The sequence below is a fragment of the Sphingomonas sp. genome (assembly GCF_019746015.1).
GTDB lineage: Bacteria > Pseudomonadota > Alphaproteobacteria > Sphingomonadales > Sphingomonadaceae > Sphingomonas.
The window spans coordinates 15525-34358 of sequence record NZ_JAIESM010000022.1; the positions used below are offsets into that span (position 1 = coordinate 15525).

Annotated in this window: 13 protein-coding genes; 8 read left to right on the top strand and 5 right to left on the bottom strand. The window is 67.0% G+C overall.

The genetic code is table 11. The features are described 5' to 3' along the window. Nucleotides 1–72: 72 nt before the first annotated feature. Entirely contained in the window at nucleotides 73–474 is a 402-nt protein-coding gene (locus K2Y03_RS03465; protein ID WP_294088300.1) for a VOC family protein, read from the bottom strand. Nucleotides 475–495: 21 nt separating this feature from the next. Further along, nucleotides 496–939 (bottom strand): DUF3617 domain-containing protein, encoded by a 444-nt coding sequence (locus K2Y03_RS03470; protein ID WP_294088301.1) that lies wholly within the window; start codon nucleotides 937–939, stop codon nucleotides 496–498. 117 nt (nucleotides 940–1056) lie between these two features. On the opposite strand from K2Y03_RS03470, the gene uvrB reads away from it, so the two are divergent. Both uvrB and K2Y03_RS03480 read left to right on the top strand, forming a co-directional pair. After that, on the top strand, nucleotides 1057–3264 hold the full coding sequence (gene uvrB / locus K2Y03_RS03475) for an excinuclease ABC subunit UvrB (protein ID WP_294088302.1): 2208 nt from the start codon (nucleotides 1057–1059) through the stop codon (nucleotides 3262–3264). An 80-nt stretch (nucleotides 3265–3344) separates the two neighbouring features. Beyond that, nucleotides 3345–4106 carry a methyltransferase gene (locus K2Y03_RS03480; RefSeq protein ID WP_294088304.1) on the top strand — a complete coding sequence of 254 codons (762 nt, stop codon included), beginning with the start codon at nucleotides 3345–3347 and terminating at the stop codon, nucleotides 4104–4106. A gap of 5 nt (nucleotides 4107–4111) precedes the next feature. On the opposite strand, the gene K2Y03_RS03485 is transcribed toward K2Y03_RS03480, so the two are convergent. Continuing rightward, nucleotides 4112–5377, bottom strand: a complete 1266-nt coding sequence (locus tag K2Y03_RS03485; RefSeq protein WP_294088306.1) for an MFS transporter — start codon at nucleotides 5375–5377, stop codon at nucleotides 4112–4114. Nucleotides 5378–5468: 91 nt separating this feature from the next. Between K2Y03_RS03485 and K2Y03_RS03490 the strand changes: the two genes are divergently transcribed. Then, on the top strand, nucleotides 5469–5933 hold the full coding sequence (locus K2Y03_RS03490; RefSeq protein WP_294088307.1) for a hypothetical protein: 465 nt from the start codon (nucleotides 5469–5471) through the stop codon (nucleotides 5931–5933). Between the two features lie 442 nt (nucleotides 5934–6375). Further along, nucleotides 6376–7953 carry an amidase gene (locus K2Y03_RS03495; protein ID WP_294088309.1) on the top strand — a complete coding sequence of 526 codons (1578 nt, stop codon included), beginning with the start codon at nucleotides 6376–6378 and terminating at the stop codon, nucleotides 7951–7953. A 180-nt stretch (nucleotides 7954–8133) separates the two neighbouring features. On the opposite strand, the gene K2Y03_RS03500 is transcribed toward K2Y03_RS03495, so the two are convergent. Both K2Y03_RS03500 and K2Y03_RS03505 read right to left on the bottom strand, forming a co-directional pair. Further along, nucleotides 8134–9657: an MFS transporter gene (locus K2Y03_RS03500; RefSeq protein WP_294088310.1), complete on the bottom strand. Its 1524-nt coding sequence runs from the start codon at nucleotides 9655–9657 to the stop codon at nucleotides 8134–8136. Between the two features lie 75 nt (nucleotides 9658–9732). Further along, nucleotides 9733–10761 carry a LacI family DNA-binding transcriptional regulator gene (locus K2Y03_RS03505; protein WP_294088388.1) on the bottom strand — a complete coding sequence of 343 codons (1029 nt, stop codon included), beginning with the start codon at nucleotides 10759–10761 and terminating at the stop codon, nucleotides 9733–9735. A gap of 239 nt (nucleotides 10762–11000) precedes the next feature. On the opposite strand from K2Y03_RS03505, the gene K2Y03_RS03510 reads away from it, so the two are divergent. The 4 genes from K2Y03_RS03510 to K2Y03_RS03525 all read left to right on the top strand — a co-directional run bounded on the left by K2Y03_RS03510 (nucleotide 11001) and on the right by K2Y03_RS03525 (nucleotide 18799). Next, nucleotides 11001–13793 (top strand): TonB-dependent receptor, encoded by a 2793-nt coding sequence (locus tag K2Y03_RS03510; RefSeq protein ID WP_294088312.1) that lies wholly within the window; start codon nucleotides 11001–11003, stop codon nucleotides 13791–13793. Nucleotides 13794–13854: 61 nt separating this feature from the next. Beyond that, entirely contained in the window at nucleotides 13855–15375 is a 1521-nt protein-coding gene (locus K2Y03_RS03515) for a tryptophan halogenase family protein (RefSeq protein WP_294088314.1), read from the top strand. Between the two features lie 41 nt (nucleotides 15376–15416). Beyond that, complete coding sequence (locus K2Y03_RS03520) at nucleotides 15417–17180, top strand: alpha-amylase family glycosyl hydrolase (RefSeq protein ID WP_294088389.1); 1764 nt, start codon at nucleotides 15417–15419, stop codon at nucleotides 17178–17180. Continuing rightward, nucleotides 17177–18799 carry an alpha-glucosidase gene (locus K2Y03_RS03525; RefSeq protein ID WP_294088316.1) on the top strand — a complete coding sequence of 541 codons (1623 nt, stop codon included), beginning with the start codon at nucleotides 17177–17179 and terminating at the stop codon, nucleotides 18797–18799. The genes K2Y03_RS03520 and K2Y03_RS03525 overlap by 4 nt, the downstream gene beginning before the upstream one ends. Nucleotides 18800–18834 lie beyond the last annotated feature (35 nt).

An 18834-nucleotide genomic window follows, 5' to 3' on the forward strand; every position in this document is an offset into this window, starting at 1 on the left:
CCGGCCTCCCAACGGCAGTATTCTATGGGAGGCGGGGTGGGGGAGCGGGCTGGAACCGCCACGAATAACTCTTTACTCGGCCGGCCCGACGCGGAAGGCGCACAGCTTGTTCCCTTCCGGATCGCGGAAATAGGCGCCGTAAAAGGCCTGCGGCCCTTCCTCGCCGCGCACGCCCGGGGGGCCGTCGCAGCTGCCGCCCAGCGCCACCGCCTTGGCATGGAGCGCGTCGACACTGGCGCGGCTGTCCAGCGCAATCGCCAGCATGTTGCCATTGCCCGCCTGCGCCGCCGCGCCATTGTACGGCCGGGTCACGGCAATGCCGGGCTTGTCCCAGCCGGTGCCCCACATGGTGAAGCCGCCTGCCTCCTCGCCAAATTCCATGATCCGCTTGGCGCCGATCGAGCCCAGCAGCGCGTCATAAAAGTCGCGCGCCTTGGCAATGTCGTTGGTGCCCAGCGTTGCGTATCCAATCATGCCTGCTCTCCCTGGTGATGGTCAGCACGCGCCGATGCGGCGGCCGGTGTTGCGGGTTTTGAGGGTCATGCGCGTTCGCCCGGTCATCACCGACTGGCCAACGCTTTGATAGCTGGTGGGGGTATAGGTGCCGCTGGCCGTCGCGCGCAGCGTGGCGCCGGGCCGGACGCATTCCAGCACGCTGTCCAGCCGCCCGTTCACCGCGACATAGCGGGTGAAGCGGCACGCCTTGTCGGCATTGAGCAGGGTGCGCGGGCCGGCAGCGGCCTGTTCCGCCGTCACGCAGGTGGTGACGACCTGCGGCCGGCCCTTCATCGCGGCGGCGATGCCGGGCGGCGCGCCGGGCATCTGCACATCGATCACTTCGATGCGGTTTTCCCATTTGCCCGGATTGATCAGCCCGGGGCCGGCGGCGGTGAGCGCCAGGCAGGGCAACAGCGCTGCAGGTACGGCGTAACGCGGCATCCGAGTCGCTCCCCTTGGCGAGAGGGCAGAGCCTGTCATGCCCATGGCGCGCGATCAAGCGCGGGCGGTCTTGGCGCGTGTTGCCGCGCCCGCCGGCGCCCCCATATGCTGTTGCCCATGGCCATCCAGATTCGCACCACCCTTGCCGAGCCCGACAGTGGCCAGGCCTTCATTCCCCACCGGCCGGTGCGCCCGCCCAAGGCGGAAGGGGGCAAGGCGTTCAAGCTGGTGTCGGACTATCAGCCCGCCGGCGACCAGCCGACCGCGATTGCCGAACTGGTGGCGGGCGCGCAGACTGGCGAGCGCGACCAGGTGCTGCTGGGCGTTACCGGCTCGGGCAAGACCTTCACCATGGCCAAGGTGATCGAAACGCTGCAACGGCCGGCAATCATCCTGGCGCCCAACAAGATTCTGGCTGCCCAGCTTTACGGCGAGTTCAAGAGCTTCTTTCCCGACAACGCGGTCGAATATTTCGTCAGCTATTACGACTATTACCAGCCCGAGGCCTATGTGCCCCGTTCCGACACGTACATCGAGAAGGAAAGCTCGGTGAACGAGGCGATCGACCGGATGCGCCACGCCGCCACCCGGTCGCTGCTCGAACGTGACGACGTCATCATCGTTGCCTCGGTCAGCTGCCTTTACGGCATCGGCTCGGTCGAAACCTATTCGGCGATGATCTTCGACCTGAAAAAGGGCCAGACCGTCGACAGCCGCGAGATCGTGCGCAAGCTCGTCGCGCTGCAATATAAGCGCAACGACGCGGCGTTCGCGCGCGGCAATTTCCGCGTGAAGGGCGACAATCTGGAGATTTTCCCCTCGCATTATGAGGACACCGCCTGGCGCGTGTCGTTCTTCGGCGACGAGATCGAGGAAATTGTCGAGTTCGACCCGCTGACCGGCAAGAAGGTGGCAAGCCTGGACTATGTCCGCGTCTATGCCAATTCGCACTATGTGACGCCGGGACCGACGCTGAAACAGGCGATGGAAGCGATCCGCATCGAACTGGCCGAGCGGCTGAAGGAATTGCAGGCCGAAGGCAAGCTGCTGGAGGCGCAGCGGCTGGAGCAGCGCACCCATTTCGACCTGGAAATGATCGCCGCGACCGGCAGCTGCGCGGGGATCGAGAATTATTCGCGCTTCCTGACCGGGCGCCTGCCCGGCGAGCCGCCGCCGACCCTGTTCGAATATCTGCCCGACAATGCGCTGCTGTTCGTCGACGAAAGCCATGTGACGATCGGCCAGATCAACGGCATGTCTCGCGGCGACCACCGGCGCAAGCTGACGCTCGCCGAATATGGCTTTCGCCTGCCCAGCGCCATCGACAACCGCCCGCTTCGCTTCAACGAATGGGAAGCGATGCGGCCGCAGACCACCTATGTCTCGGCAACGCCGGGCGGGTGGGAAATGGAGCAGACGGGCGGCGTGTTTACCGAACAGGTGATCCGCCCGACCGGCCTGATCGACCCGCCCATCGAGATCAAGCCGGTAGAGGAACAGGTGCAGGACCTGATCCAGGAAGCCAAGGCCACCGCCGCCAACGGCTATCGCACGCTTGTCACCACGCTGACCAAGCGGATGGCCGAGGATCTGACCGAATATATGCATGAGGCGGGCGTGAAGGTGCGCTACATGCATTCCGACGTCGAGACGCTGGAGCGCATTGAGCTGATCCGCGACCTGCGGCTGGGGGTGTATGACGTGCTCGTCGGCATCAACCTGCTGCGCGAGGGGCTCGACATTCCCGAATGCGGGCTGGTGGCGATCCTCGACGCCGACAAGGAAGGGTTTCTGCGCAGCGAAACCAGCCTCATCCAGACCATCGGCCGCGCCGCGCGCAACGCCGACGGGCGCGTCATCCTCTATGCCGACCGCATCACCGGCAGCATGGAGCGGGCGATGAACGAAACCCGCCGCCGCCGCGAAAAGCAGCTGGCGTTCAACACCGAACACGGCATCACCCCCGAAAGCGTGAAGCGCAACATCGGCGACATCATCAAGGACGTGGCCAGCCGCGACCAGGTGACGGTGGAGATCGACGAAGACCGGCCACACATGGTGGGCCACAATCTGCGAGCGTACATCGAGGAGCTTGAGAAAAAGATGCGCGCGGCGGCCGCCGACCTGGAATTCGAGGAGGCCGGGCGCCTGCGCGACGAAATCCGCGCGCTGGAGGCCGAAGAGCTCGGCCTGCCCGACCATGAACGCAAGGCGCCGCTGATGGGCCGCAGCAACGAAGGCAAGCCGGGGACGCGCAAAACGCGCTTCGGCAAAAGCCAGAAAATGCGCGGCGGCATGCCGGGGAGTTCGCGGCGGGGGCGGTAGGGGCGGCACCAGCCAGCGCATCGGCACTTGCCGGCATTGGCTCAGTGTATTATGAAATTGCCACACATTCGGGGGTCGCCATGCGCATTCATCTCGCCATCCTCGCGCTTGCCATTGCTGCGCCGCTTGCCGCCAAGGATGCCGGGCCTGATCCCAAGATAGCCGCCGCTGTCGCCGTGCCCGGCCGGCCGGCCGCGCAGACCGCGCTGGACGAGGGCCGCAAGCCCGCCCAGGTGCTGAGCTTTCTCGGGCTGAAGCCCGGCATGACCGCCGCCGACATCATGGCGGGTGCGGGCTATTATGCGGAGATCATGGCGGCTGCGGTCGGCCCTGACGGCTCGGTCAGCGCGTTCGAGCCCGAACAGTTCATGGGCGATCCGCGCGCGCAGAAAGCCTGGGCGGATCTGAGGGCGCGCCGCGCCAATGTCGCGCTGATCCCCTATCCGTTCGACACCTTCGCGGCCAAGCCGGCCAGCCTCGATTTCACGCTGTTCCACCTGACCTATCACGATCTTTACTGGGAAAGCGCGCAGTACAAGGTGCCGCGCACCGATCCGGCGGCGTTCCTAGCCCAGCTGTACACGGCGATGAAGCCGGGCGGGATTGTCGGCGTCGTCGATCATGTCGCGCTGCCGGGGGACACGCGCGCGACGGTCGACAAGCTGCACCGCATCGATCCCGAGGTGGTGAAGGCCGATTTCAAGGCGGCCGGCTTTGTGCTGGAGGGCGAGAGCGACCTGCTGCGGGTGCCGGGGGATGATCACACCAAGCTGGTGTTCGACCCCGCCGTGCGCGGCAAGACTGATCGCTTCGTCTTCCGCTTTCGCAAGCCGAAGCGGTAGTCGGCCTAATCCTCCGCGATCAGGCTGGTGCGCTTCGTGTCGGGGAGCAGCGCGAAGCCGAGCGTTGCGAGCGCGAGCACGGCGGTCAGATACCAGTAGAAGCCGCTTTCGAGCCCGGCCTGCTTGAACCACAACGCCACATATTCGGCCGTGCCACCGAGCAGGGTGTTGCCGATCGCATAGGGCAGCGCCACGCCCAGCGTGCGGATTTCGGCCGGGAACAGCTCCGCCTTGATGAGGCCGGAGATCGAGGTGTAGGCGCTCAGCAGCACCAGCGGCACCAGCACCAGCGCGAGCGCGGTGCCGGCTTCCCGCGTGTCGGCCATTGCGGTGAACACCGGCACCGACACCAGCATGCCGCCCACCCCGAACAGCAGCAGCATCGGCTTGCGGCCCACCCGGTCCGACACCGCGCCCATCAGCGGCTGCAGCGCCATGAAGGCGAGCAGCGCCGCGGTCATGATCTCGGTCGCGGCCGCCGCTTTGAAGCCGCTGGTGTTGACCAGGAACTTCTGCATGTAGGTGGTATAGGCGTAGAAGGCGCAGGAGCCGCCGCCCGAGATGAGCGCGACGATCACGAATTCGCGCGGGTGCGCCCGCCATAGCGCCATCGCCGTCGATTTGGCGCGCGCGCCCAGCTGCTCGAATGCGGCGGTCTCCGCCAGGCCCCGGCGCAGCAGATAGACAAGGATCGCCAGCACCGCGCCGATCGCAAAGGGAATGCGCCAGCCCCAGCTGCGCAGATCGGCCTCGCTCAGCGCCGACTGGAGGATGAGCGTGACGGCGAGCGCCAGCAGCTGGCCGCCGATCAGCGTGAAATACTGGAAACTGGCCCAGAAGCCGCGATTGCGGCGCGTTGCCATTTCCGAAAGATAGGTGGCGCTCGCGCCATATTCGCCGCCCACCGACAGGCCCTGCAGCATCCGCGCGAGCAGCAGCAGCGCCGGCGCGCCGAGCCCGGCCTGCGCATAGGTGGGCGCGCAGGCGATCATCAGCGAGCCGACGCACATCAGCACCACCGACAGCGCCAGCCCCGCCTTGCGGCCATGGGTGTCGCCATAGCTGCCCATCCAATAGGCACCCACCGGCCGCATCAGGAAGCCGACGGCAAAGATCGCCGCCGTGCTCAGCAATTGCGCGGTCTGGTCACCCTTGGGGAAGAAGCTGCCGGCGAAATAGATCGACAGCGCCGAATAGGCGTACCAGTCATACCATTCGACCAGATTGCCGGCGGATCCGCCCACGATCGATACCAGCCGCTTGCGATCCATCCCCGTCTCCCTCTGCGCTCCTTGCCGGGCCGGCACGCCGAAGGGAAGGGGCGCGTTGCGATATCGCGCGGGCTGCGTCATCATCGCTCTCATGCGCGCGCCGATGCTGAGTGCCTTGCTGTCGACGGTTGCGGTGGCGGTGCCGCCCCCGCAATCGCCGCCGGCGCAGGTCGTGCCACCGCCCGCCGTGGCAGAAGCCGGCTGGCGCGACCGGGCGCCGACGCCGGGCGACTGGCGCTATGAGCCCGGCGCGGTCAGCGTGGCACGGTTCGGCAGTGCCGGCGCGCCGCGCCTGTCGATCAGCTGCGACTTTGCCCAGCGCGCGGTGGCGCTGTCGGTGCCGGGGGGTGCGGGCGCGATGACGGTGCGCACCGCCGCCCTTACCCGCGCGCTCACTGCTGGGAGCGGCGGCGCCGTGCGGCTCGACCCGCGCGATCCACTGCTCGACGCGATGGGGTACAGCCGGGGGCGGATCGCGGTGGAGCAGGGCGCGGTCGCGCTGATCGTGCCCGCCTGGCCCGAGATTCTGCGCGTGGTGGAGGATTGCCGGGGCTAGCGCGGGGCCGAACCGGCCTGCGATACCGCACAGTCCCCATGTCTTACCCAGACATGGTGAAAATACAAGTCTTGTAGTTGCGAATCACATGATTCAAACCTGAGTCGTGCCCAGCGGGGGCACGGTGTTTCAACTAGCGAAAGGAGGTGATCCGATGTCTCATGGTCCAGCAATGAGGTCGGTTCAGTTCGTTCGGGGGACGCGCCGCTAACGCCCCACAAGGTGCATCGCGGGAGGAATGACCCTCCAGTCAACGCGGCGCACTGGGCAATGCGGTTCGCATGGTCTCCCGGGCTGGAACGCTCCGGCCGCTGACCATGTCAGGAGGTTGCCGGGGTGGGCGTTTCGCTCCCCCGGCAGCCTCTTTTCATTTTTGGGCGCGCCCCGCCCCCTTGCCCTTGCCGCGCCCATGGCTAGGCTCGCGCCAAAAGGGGGATCGCACATGCACAAGCCGGCCATCGTCACCGCCCTGCTGCTCGCCGCGTCGCTGGCGGCGCCGGCGCGCGCGCAAAAGGTTGAGGAAGCCTCGATCGCCGATCTTCAGGCGATGATGGCCAAGGGCACGAGCAGCGAGGCGATCACCCGCGCCTATCTTGCCCGCATTGCCGCGATGGACCGCAAGGGGCCGGCGCTGCGCGCAATCATCGCCACCAACCCGGACGCCATTGCCCAGGCACGCGCCGCCGATGCGCGCCGCCGCGCCGGCAAGCCGCTGGGGCCGCTGGACGGGGTGCCGGTGCTGGTGAAGGACAATATCGAAACGGCAGACCCGATGCCGACCACTGCGGGCAGCCTGGCGCTGAAGGACAATCTTACGCGGCGCGACGCGCCAGTGGTCGCGCGGCTGCGCGCGGCGGGGGCGGTCATCCTCGGCAAGGCCAATCTGTCCGAATGGGCCAATATCCGCTCGTCACGCTCGAACAGCGGGTGGAGCGCGGTGGGCGGCCAGGTGCGCAATCCGTACGCGCTCGATCGCACGCCGTGCGGCTCGTCGAGCGGATCGGGCGCCGCCGTTGCCGCCAGTTTCGCCGCCGTCGCGCTCGGCACGGAGACTGATGGTTCGGTCGTCTGCCCCTCCTCGATCAACGGGCTGGTCGGGCTGAAGCCGACGATCGGCATGGTCAGCCGCACGCATGTGGTGCCGATCAGCCACAGCCAGGATACGCCGGGGCCGATGGCCCGGTCCGTGCGCGATGCGGCAACGCTGTTCAGCGCGATGGTGGGCAGCGACCCCGCCGATGCCGCGACGCAGGGTGCCGATGCCCGCGCCCGTGACTATGCCGCCGCGCTTGCGCCCGGTGCGCTGAAGGGCATGCGCATCGGCGTGCTGCGCCCGCAGATGACCGAGGCGCAGGCGCGCGTCTATGATGCGGCACTGGCAGTGCTGAAATCGCGCGGCGCCGAGCTGGTGGATGTGGAGGCGCCCGCCGCGCCCGGGCTGGGCGAGGCGGAGTTCCAGGTGCTGATCACCGAGCTGAAGGCCGACATGGCGAGCTACCTCGCCACCGCGCCGGCAGCGGTGAAGGCGCGCAGCCTCGACGATCTGATCGCCTTCAACCGGGCCAATGCGGCGGCCGAAATGCCCTATTTCGGCCAGGAAACTTTCGAGGCGGCGGCAAAGACCAAGGGGCTGGACGATTGGGAATATCGCGGCGCGCGCGCGAAATCCCAGCGGCTGGCCGGCGCCGAAGGAATCGATGCGATGCTGGCCAAGGCCAGGGTCAGCCTGATCGTGGCGCCCACCACGGGGCCGGCCTGGCTGATCGAGCCGGTTTATGGCGATCAGGGGCAGGGGCCATCGGCCAGCCGCCTGCCCGCCGTGTCGGGCTATCCGCACCTGACCGTGCCGATGGGGCTGGTGCGCGGCCTGCCGGTGGGCCTGTCGTTCATCGGCCCGGCGTTTAGCGAGGCGCTGTTGCTGAGCGCGGGCTATGACTATGAACAGGCCGCGCGCGCCCGCGTCGCGCCGCGCTATCTGCCCAGCGCCGATATCGGCCCGGGCCAGGACGGCGCGCGGTAGCTTATTTTGAGGCGGCCCCGGCCCGCACCCTGACTGTGCTCGTCACCCCGGGCTCGACCCGGGGTCCCGCTTTTCCTTGTGCGCGGCGCCACAGATTGCAGCGCCTGAAAAGGCAGCGGGACCCCGGGTCAGGCCCGGGGTGACGGCAATGCTCTCAAAAGCCGCTCGACCAAAATCCCCCTACACCGCCTGCGCAGCCGGCGTGGGCGCAGGCGCCGCCACGCGCAGCATGGCAAGCGCGGCCAGCAGCATTACCGCGCTGGCAAAGGCCATGGTGTAGATCGGCTGGCCGGGGAACCACATCTTCATGATCGACCCCATCAGGGTTGCCACCAGCAATTGCGGCACCACCACGAAAACGTTGAACAGCCCCATATAGACACCCAGCTTCGCCTGCGGCAGCGAGGCGGCCAGAATGGCATAGGGCATGGCGAGGATCGACGCCCAGGCAATGCCGATGCCCACCTCGCTGACCAGCAGCCACTGAGCGTCGCGGATCAGGAAGAAGCTGGCATAGCCCGCCGCCCCGCACAGCAGCCCCAGCACATGCGTGCGCGCCGCGCCGATCCGCCTGGCCAGCATCGGCAGCAAGGTGAGCGCGGCGATGGCGGCGACGCCGTTATAGGTGGCAAACAGCACATCGACCCAGTTGGCCGCGGCCTGGAACGCCGCGCTCTTGGCGTCGGTCGTGCCGAAAGCATGCTCGGCGACGACGGCGGTGGTGTTGATCCACATGATGAACAGCGCCGACCAGCTGAAGAACTGCACCAGCGCCAGCCGCTTCATCAGCTGGGGCATGCCGGAAAAATCGCCCACGATGGAGCCCAGCAGCGCCGGCGGCCGCCCCGCGCGCGCGCCGCGAATGGCAATGATGCTGGCCAGGCCATAGGCCGCCATCAGCGCGGCAAGCAGGTACATTTCCTGCTGGAAGCTGAAATGGCGCACCGCCGCCGCCACCACGGCGCCACCGGCGATCCAGGCGATGCTGGCGCCCATCGTGCGCTCGGCGAGCAGGCGGATGGTGTCGCCGCCGCCGTCGTGCCCGTCGCGCTCGAACCGGGCCATCTCCTCGGGGCTGTATTCGCGCGTGGTCAGCACCGTCCAGCCGACTGCCACGAACAGGCAGGCGCCGCCGAACCAGAAGGCATAGCGCACGGTATCGGGAATGGCGCCGGGCGGCGCGGTGTTCGCCACGCCCCACAGCTCGAGCAGCTTGGGAAACAGCGAGCCGACCACCGCGCCCGCGCCGATGAACGCGGTCTGCACCGCATAGCCGCTGGCATGCTGATCCTTGGGCAGCATGTCGCCGACAAAGGCGCGGAACGGCTCCATCGAGATGTTCAGGCTGGCATCGAGCACCCACAGCATGAACGCGGCGACCAGCAGCGCCGGCGCCAGCGGCATCACGAACAGCGCCAGCGTCGCCAGCAGCGCGCCGGCCAGGAAATAGGGCCGCCGCCGCCCCAGCGCGCCCAGCCAGGTACGGTCGCTGAAATGCCCGATCACCGGCTGCACCAGCAGCCCGGTCAGCGGGGCCGCGACCCAAAGCGCGGGCAGCTTGTTCAGAATGTCCGGGTCGTCGGGCGACAGCGTCTGGAAGATGCGGCTCATATTCGCATTCTGCAGCGCAAAGCCGATCTGGATGCCGAAAAAGCCGAACGAGATATTCCAGAGCCCAGCGGCGGACTGGCGCGGTTTTGTCATTTCCCCTCCCCGGGCCTTACGCGCGCGAGGGTGGCAGGGGGGCGGGCCGGCTGCAATCCCCCGGGGCCGCGCCGATCAGCCGGTGGTCGATCCGCGCACGATCAGCCGGCCTGGCAGCAGGATGGTTTCCGCCGTCTCGCCGCGAATGAGCTTCAGCAGCGCATCGACCAGCATTTCGCCGGCCAGCAGATAGGGCTGGGCAATGGTGGTCAGCGGCGGGTGGGTCAGGCTGGCGGCGGGAATATCGTCAAAACCCACCACGGCCACGTCTGCGGGCACGCTGAGGCCGAGTTCGCCCAGCGCCTTCAGCGCGCCGATCGCGATCGTGTCGCTCGCGCAGAACAGCGCGTCGGGTGCCGGCCCGCGCCGCACCAGCTCGTGCACCGCGTCATAGCCGGCCTGCTGGGTGTTGAGTGCATCGACCTGCGCCACCACCTCCGCGTCCAGCCCGGCTACCGCAACCGCCTGGCAAAGCCCACGATGGCGATCGTCGAATTCGGGATAATGGCTGGAGGCCTGACCGACAAAGGCGATGCGCCGACGCCCGGCGGCGACCAGATGCGCGCCCGCCAGCTCGCCGCCGCGCACATTGTCGCAGCCGATCACCGTGCCGGCGGCACCCTGATCGGGGCTGCCCCAGCGCACGAACTTGGTCCCCTGTGCCACCAGCTGGTCGAGCCGGGTGCGATAATCCTCGAAATCGCCATAGCCGAGCAGGATGATGCCATCGGCCTTGTGGCTGTCCTCATAATCGACGTGCCAGTCGCTCGACAGCTGCTGGAACGAGGTGAGCAGGTCATAGCCCCTGAGCGCACAGGTGCGGGTGAGCGACCCTAGCATCGACAGGAAGAAGGGATTGATCAGCGACTGGTCGGGCGTCGGATCCTCGAAGAACAGCAGCGCCAGCGTGCGCGACTGGCGGCGGCGCAGCGACGAGGCGTTCTTGTCGACCGTGTAGTTCAGCTGGCGGGCAATCGCCTCGATCCGCTTGCGCGTGGCCTCGCTCACCGCCGGGCTGCCCGACAGCGCGCGGCTGACCGTGGGCTGGGACACGCCGGCCAGCTGGGCAATGTCGAAAGAGGTCGTGCGTTCCTTCACGGCCAGGCATTCCCCTCGCTACGCCTACACGCCCGGTACTTGCGGGTCGGGCCGAGGCTATCGCAAATTGCTGCGCAGCAAAAGCACGAATTGAATACGTATGTGGGAATGTTCCCCTCCTGTGCCGATAAATGCGACATCCCGCCAATTGGTTGGGTGGGCGCAATGGGGCGCGTCCAGGAACAGAAACGGGCTGACGCCGTCCAGAAGGGCTGCGCAGCCGACATTCGGAGGGGCTTTTCGGTATGACCGCCATCTATCGTCGCAACACGCTCAAGATCGGCGCCAGCGCGCTGGCGATCGGGCTTGCCGCGTTCGGCACATCGGCCGCGCAGGCGCAGGCGACCGCTGCCGCCGCGCAAGGCCCGAACCAGGCGCCCGACCAAGCCCCGGCCGACGAGACCAGCGGCGACATCGTCGTCCAGGGCTTCCGCCAGTCGCTGGAAAGCGCGATCGGCACCAAGAAGGGCCGCGACCAGATTGTTGAATCGGTGACGGCGGAAGACATTGGCCGTCTGCCCGATGCCTCGATCGGTGAATCGATTGCCCGCCTGCCGGGCCTTGCCGCGCAGCGCATTTCGGGCCGCGCCGCCTCGATCTCGATCCGCGGCCTCGCGCCGGACTTCTCGACCACGCTGCTCAACGGCCGCGAGCAGACCTCGACCGGCGACAACCGCGCGGTCGAGTTCGACCAGTATCCGTCGGAAGTCATCAGCCAGGTGCTGGTCTACAAGACGCCGCAGGCCAACATCGTCGGCCAGGGTCTGTCGGGCACGGTCGACCTGCGCACCATCCGCCCGCTGGAACTGACCAAGCGCATCATCTCGGTCGGCGCGCGCGGCACCTATGTCGATACCGGCACCCTCAACGCCCGCACCGGCCAGTTCGGCTATCGCGCGAATGCCGTCTATGCCGACAAGTTCCTCAACGACACCCTCGGCGTGGTGCTGTCGGTCGCCTATAACAACGAGCCTTATCAGAACCGCGAATTCAACGCCTGGGGCTATGCCGGGCGGCCGCAGGGCAGCGTGATCGGCGGCTCGAAGTCGTACAACACCTCCACCACGCTGGAGCGTTTCGGCCTTCAGGGCACGGTGCAGTGGCAGCCGATCCCCGAGCTGACCGCGACCGTGGACGGTTTCTATTCGAGCTTCAACGACGACCAGATCAAGCGCGGCGTCGAACTGCCGCTGGGCTTTGCGGTCGGTACCGGCGCCAACGACGTGCGGCTGACGCCGGGCACCGTGCAGAACGGCGTCATCACCTCGGGCACCTTCTCCAACGTGAAGGGCGTGGTGCGCAACGACGTGTTCCAGCGCCGCGCGAAGCTCTACGCCTTTGGCTATAACCTGAAATATGAAGGCGAGAATGGCTGGAGCGCGATGCTCGACATCAGCTATTCGCGCACCGACCGCAACGAGCTGGTGCTGGAAAGCTATGCCGGCACCGGCCGCGGCCAGGGCAATGGCGCCACCGACACGCTGGCCTTCACCAGCACGACGACGGGCACCACCTTCCGCCCGACGCTGAACTATGGCGATTACAATTCCATCCTGCTGACCAGCCCGCAGGGCTGGGGCGGCAACCAGACCGCCGTCAACGGCCAGCGCATTCTCGGCGGGCAGGACGGTTACTATAACAACCGCATCATCCGCGACCAGCTGGGCCAGTACCGGGTCGAGGTGACCAAGAAGTTCGGTGGCAACTTCATCGACTCGGTGACGTTCGGCCTGAACTATACCGACCGCAGCAAGAATCTGCGCCCGGACGAGTTCTTCCTGGGGCTGGCGGCCAATACCAATGGCACCACCAGCGTGGCAGTGCCGCCGCAGTTCCGCCTGGGCACCAGCAACCTGACCTTCGGACTGGGGCCGGTGATCAGCTATGATCCGATCGCGCTGATCAATGCCGGGGTCTACAACCGCGTGCCCAATCCGTTCGGCGACGTGGTGGTGAAGGCGTTCGACGTGTCGGAAAAGCTGCTGACCGCCTATCTGCAGACCAATATCAAGTCCGAATTCAGCTTCGGCACGCTGACCGGCAATGTCGGCTTGCAGATGATCGCCACCGACCAGAATTCGCAAGGCGCGACGGCGATCTTCTTGGGTACCAACCCCAATGGCTCGCCCAATATCGGCGCGCGGTTCCGCAACGCCAGCACCGGCTATTACGACTTCCTGCCCAGCCTCAACCTGTCGATGCGGTTCAACAGCGACTGGGTGATCCGCGTCGGCGCGGCGCGTGAAATCATCCGGCCGCGGCTTGACGATATGCGCGCGACGCTGTCGTTCGGTGTCGACAACAACAATGGCCTCGTCACCGGCGGCTCGGGCAATCCCAATCTGCGGCCGTGGCGCGCCAACGCGTTCGACCTGTCGATCGAAAAATATTTCGGCGCCCGCGGCTATCTGGCGGTGCAGACCTTCTTCAAGGATCTGAAGAGCTATATCTACAACGCCGACATTCCGTTCGACTTCACCGGCTTCCCGGTGCCGAACATCGGCCGGCCGATCAACTTCCAGGGCTTCGTCAACGCGCCGATCAACGGCCAGGGCGGCAACATCTATGGCGTCGAACTGGCGGGTACTGTGCCGTTCGAGATCATCACGCCGGCGCTCTCCGGCTTCGGCATCACGGGCAGCGCCTCGTTCACCGAAACCAGCATCCGCCCGACTCCGGGCCAGCCGCCGGAGCAGCTGCCCGGCTTCTCGAAGGTGGTTGCCAACGTCTCGGGCTATTTCGAGAAATGGGGCTTCAACGCGCGCGGCAGCATCCGCTACCGGTCGAGCTTCGTCGGTGAACTGTCGGGCTTTGGCGCCGCCCGCACGCGCCGCACGGTGCTGGGTGAAACGCTGTTCGACGCGCAGATCGGCTATGACTTCAGCAAGGGGCCGCTGAAGGGCCTGTCGCTCTACATCCAGGGCCAGAACCTGCTCGACACGCCGCTGCGCACGCAGGACCCGGGCCTGCCGTTCAACGTGATCGACTTCCAGACCTATGGCCGGCGCTTCCTGGCGGGCTTCACCTATCGCTATTAAGCGGTAAACCGGCCCCTGCCCGGCCGTGTTGGCCGGGCAGGGTAACCTGCAAGAGGGTGGCATGGCGCGCGCGCGGATTGGCGACATTGTCATCGTCGGCGGTGGCACGGCGGGATGGATGGCGGCGGCGGCGCTCGTGCGCTTCGCCGGGCGCAACGCACGCATCACGCTGATCGAATCCGACGAGATCGGCACGGTCGGCGTTGGTGAGGCGACGATTCCGCAGATCAAGCTGTTCAACCAGGGCCTGGGCATTGCCGAGCCTGATTTCGTGCGCGCGACGCAAGGCAGCTTCAAGCTGGGCATCGAATTTGTCGGCTGGGGTGCGGCCGACAGTCGCTATATCCACGCGTTCGGCATGGTCGGCCAGCCTTTGGGGCTGCTGCCCTTCCACCATTACTGGCTGCGCGCGCGGGCCGAGGGGTCGCCCGTCTCGCTCTGGGATTATTCGACCGGCGCGCAGGCCGCCGCCGCCAACCGCTTCCAGCCGCCCGCTGACCAGCCCGGGCGGATGCCGGCCGGGCATGATTATGCCTTCCACTTCGACGCCGGCCTTTATGCCGCCTACCTGCGTCGCCGGGCCGAAGCAGCCGGCGTCATCCGGCGCGAGGGGCGCATTGCCGACGTGCGGCTGCGCGGCGAGGACGGCTTTGTCGAGGGCGTGACGCTGGCCGATGGCACCCGCATCGACGGTGCGCTGTTCATCGATTGCTCGGGCTTTCGCGGGCTGCTGATCGAGCAGGCGCTGGGCGCGGGCTATGACGACTGGTCGCGCTGGCTGCCGTGCGACCGGGCGCTCGCGGTGCCCTGTGCTCGGGTGGCGCCGCTCACCCCCTATACCCGCTCGACCGCGCATGCCGCTGGCTGGCAGTGGCGGATCCCGCTCCAGCACCGCACCGGCAACGGCCTCGTTTATTGCAGCGCGCATCTGGACGATGACAGTGCCGCGCGCCAGCTGCTCGCCGGGCTGGACGGCGAAGCGCTGGGCGATCCGCGCCCGCTCAAATTCACCACCGGCAAGCGGCGGGCGATGTGGGTGAAGAACTGCGTCGCGCTGGGGCTGGCGGCCGGGTTCATGGAGCCGCTTGAATCGACCAGCATCCACCTGATCCAGGCCGGCATCGCGCGGTTGCTCAACCTGTTCCCCGATGCTGGTTTCGACCCCGCCGACATTGCCGAGTTCAACCGGCAGAGCGATTTCGAGTGGCAGGCGATCCGTGATTTCCTGGTGCTGCACTATCACGCCAATCGCCGCGACGAGCCGTTCTGGCGAGACTGTGCAGCGATGGCGGTGCCCGATGGCCTGTCCGCCAGGCTCGCGCTGTTCCGCGCCAATGGCCGGCTGTTCCGCGAGCATGAGGAGCTGTTCACCGAGCTGGGCTGGCTGCAGGTGCTGGTCGGGCAGGGGGTGATGCCGGCCGGCTATCATCCGCTGGCCGATGCGCTGCCCGCTGCCGAGCTTGCCCGCTTTCTGGAGGCGATGCGCCGCCACAGCGCGGACAGTGCAGCGGCACTGCCTGACCATGCCGATTTCATCGCGCGCCACTGCGCTGCGCCCAAGCTGGAGCTGACCCCCGCATGATCCGTTGGTTGACAGTCTGGTTGACACTGTTGGCAACCGCCATGCCGGCGGCGGCGCAGAATTATCTTTCGCGCCTGCCCGAAGACGAGATCATTTATTTCCTGCTGCCCGACCGTTTCGACAATGCGGACCCGGCCAATGACCGTGGCGGCCTGACCGGGGACCGGCTGAAAACCGGCTATGACCCGACGAGCAAGGGCTTCTACCATGGCGGCGACCTGAAGGGCGTGATCCGCCGGCTGGACTATCTGCAGCATCTGGGCGTGACCGCCATCTGGGTCGGCCCGATCTTCAAGAACAAGCCGGTTCAGGGCCCGCCGGGGGCGGAATCGGCGGGCTATCACGGCTATTGGATCACCGATTTCACGCAAGTCGACCCGCATTTCGGCACCAATGCCGATTTCAAGGCGCTGGTCGATGCGGCGCACGCGCGCGGCATCAAGGTGTATATGGACATCATCGTCAACCACACGGCAGACGTGATCAAATATCGCCAGTGCGTGCCCGACACCAATTGCCCCTATCGCGCGAAGGGGGACTATCCCTTTTCGCGGCGCGGCGGGGTGGATGGCGCGGCGATCAATCCGGGCTTTGCCGGCGATGCGGTGCAGACGCCGGACAATTTCGCCAGGCTCACCGACCCCGGCTTTGCCTATACCCCCTATCTGCCCAAGGGCGAGGAGCAGGCGAAAACGCCGGCGTGGCTCAACGACATCACGCTCTATCACAATCGCGGCGATTCGACCTGGACCGGCGAGAGCGTGACCTATGGCGATTTTGCGGGGCTGGACGATCTGGCGACCGAGGACCCCCGCGTCGTCGCCGGCTTTATCGACATCTTCAAGGGCTGGATCGACCGGTTCGGCATCGACGGCTATCGCATCGACACCGCCAAGCATGTGAACCCGGAATTCTGGCAGGCCTTTGTGCCGGCCATCCGTGCGCACGCCCGCGCGCGCGGCATCCCGAACTTCCACATCTTTGGCGAGGTTGCGCTGGGCGTGTTCGATACGGCGCAGCTGGCCCGCCACACCCGGGTGGACGGCTTTCCCGCCGTGCTCGATTTCGGCTTTCAGATCGCGGTGATCCGCGCCCTGGCGGAGGGCAAGGGCACCGACCTGCTGGCCGAGCTGTTTGCCAATGATGCGATCTATGAGGGCGGCGCAGACACGGCGCGGACGCTGCCGACATTCCTTGGCAACCATGACGGCGGCCGCTTTGCCACCTTCGTGCGGCAGATGAACCCCGGCGCCGATGCCGCCGAGCAGCTGGCGCGGGTGAAGCTGGCGCACGCGATGCTGCTCACGCTGCGCGGCGTGCCAACGGTCTATTCGGGCGATGAGCAGGGCTTTGTCGGCTATGGCGGCGATCAGGATGCGCGCGAAGACATGTTTGCCAGCAAAGTGGCGCGCTATACCGACCATGGTCTGCTGGGCACGACATCGACCAACGCCGTGGCCAATTTCGACGAGCAGCACCCGCTGTACCGGCTGATTGCCGGTCTGGCCAAGCTGCGCGCCGCGCACCCGGCCCTGCGCCGGGGCATCACCACCGTGCGCGCGGCTGAGGACAAGCCGGGGCTGTTCGCGGTGACGCGGCGCGACGCAGCGAGCGGCGAGCGCGTGCTGATCGCCTTCAACACCTCGGCCGAGCCGATCACCCGGCAGATCGCGATTGCCAGCGACGTGGCCGGGTTCGACACGCTCGACGGCGGTTGCCCGGCGGCCGTTTCCGCGCCGGGCAGCGTCCGGCTGACAGTGCCGGCGTTCGGCTATGCAATCTGTAAGGGCAGGGTCAATCCGTGAGCACATCGCAAGTCTTGCGCGAAGAGCATCCGCACGCGGCGCGCGAATGGTGGCGCGGCGCGACCATCTATCAAATCTATCCGCGCTCCTTTGTCGATTCGAACGGCGACGGGATCGGCGATCTGCCGGGCATCACTGCCCGGCTGGATCATGTCGCGTCGCTGGGGGTGGAGGCGGTGTGGCTGTCGCCCTTCTTTCCCTCGCCGATGAAGGATTTCGGCTATGACGTCAGCGATTATTGCGGCGTCGATCCGATTTTCGGCACGCTCGCTGACTTCGACGCGCTGGTCGCGCGGGCGCATGCGCTGGGGCTGCGCGTCATCATTGATCAGGTCTATGCCCATACGTCGGACGCGCATGACTGGTTCGCCGAGAGCCGCGCCAGCCGAGACAATCCGCGCGCCGACTGGTATGTCTGGGCCGACGCCAAGCCGGAGGGGAGCCCGCCCAACAACTGGCAATCGGTGTTCGGCGGCCCGGCCTGGACGTGGGACGCGCGGCGCGGCCAATATTACATGCACAATTTCCTGAGCAGCCAGCCGCAGCTCAACCTGCACAACCCGGATGTGCAGGATGCGCTGCTCGATACCGCGCGCTTCTGGCTCGATCGCGGCGTGGATGGTTTCCGCGTCGATGCGATCAACTTTTCGATGCACGACCCCGCGCTCACCGACAATCCGCCGGCGCCGCCCAGCGCCGCGCCGCGCAGCCGCCCGTTCGATTTCCAGCTGCACGTCCACAACCAGTCGCACCCCGATATCCCGCGCTTCATCGCGCGGATGCGCGAAGTGCTCGACAGCTATGGCGCCACCTTCAGCGTGGCCGAAGTGGGCGGGGCGGACAGCGACCGCGAGATGAAGGCGTTCACCGCCGGCGACGCGCATTTCAACTCCGCCTACAGCTTCGACTTTCTCTATGCCGAGCGGCTGACCCCGGCGCTGGTGCGCGATACGGCCGCACGCTGGCCCGATGCGCCGGGCATTGGCTGGCCGAGCTGGGCCTTTTCCAACCATGATGCGCCGCGCGCCATTTCGCGCTGGGCGCCGCCGCACGCGCGCGCTGCCTATGCGCGGATGACGATGCTGTTGCTGCTGTGCCTGCGCGGCGATGTGTTCCTCTATCAGGGTGACGAGCTGGGGCTGACCCAGGTCGAGATCGGCTATGCCGACCTGAAAGACCCGGAGGCGATTGCCAACTGGCCGCTGACGCTGGGGCGCGACGGCGCGCGCACGCCGATGCCGTGGTGTGCGAATTCGCCCAATCTGGGCTTTTCGACCGCGCGGCCCTGGCTGCCGCTGGGCGCCGATCATGGCGCGCTGGCGGCGGAGGTGCAGGCGCATGATCCGCAGTCGATGCTCAACCTCACCCGCCGGCTGATCGCCCGGCGCCGGGCGAGCGACGCGCTGCTGACCGGCACCATGGAGGTGACCACCGCGACCGAGACGCTGCTGGTGTTCGAGCGTGTGGTGCCGGGCGAGCGGCTGATCTGCGCGTTCAACCTGGGCGAGGCGCCGTGCGACTGGCGACCCGAGGGCGAGTGGCAGGTGATCGAGAGCGTGAACGACGCCGGTCTCGGCCGGCTGGGCGCGTTTGCCGGGCTGATTGCGGTCGCACGATGACGGGCAGGGCAGGGGAAGCGATGATGGAGCGGGCA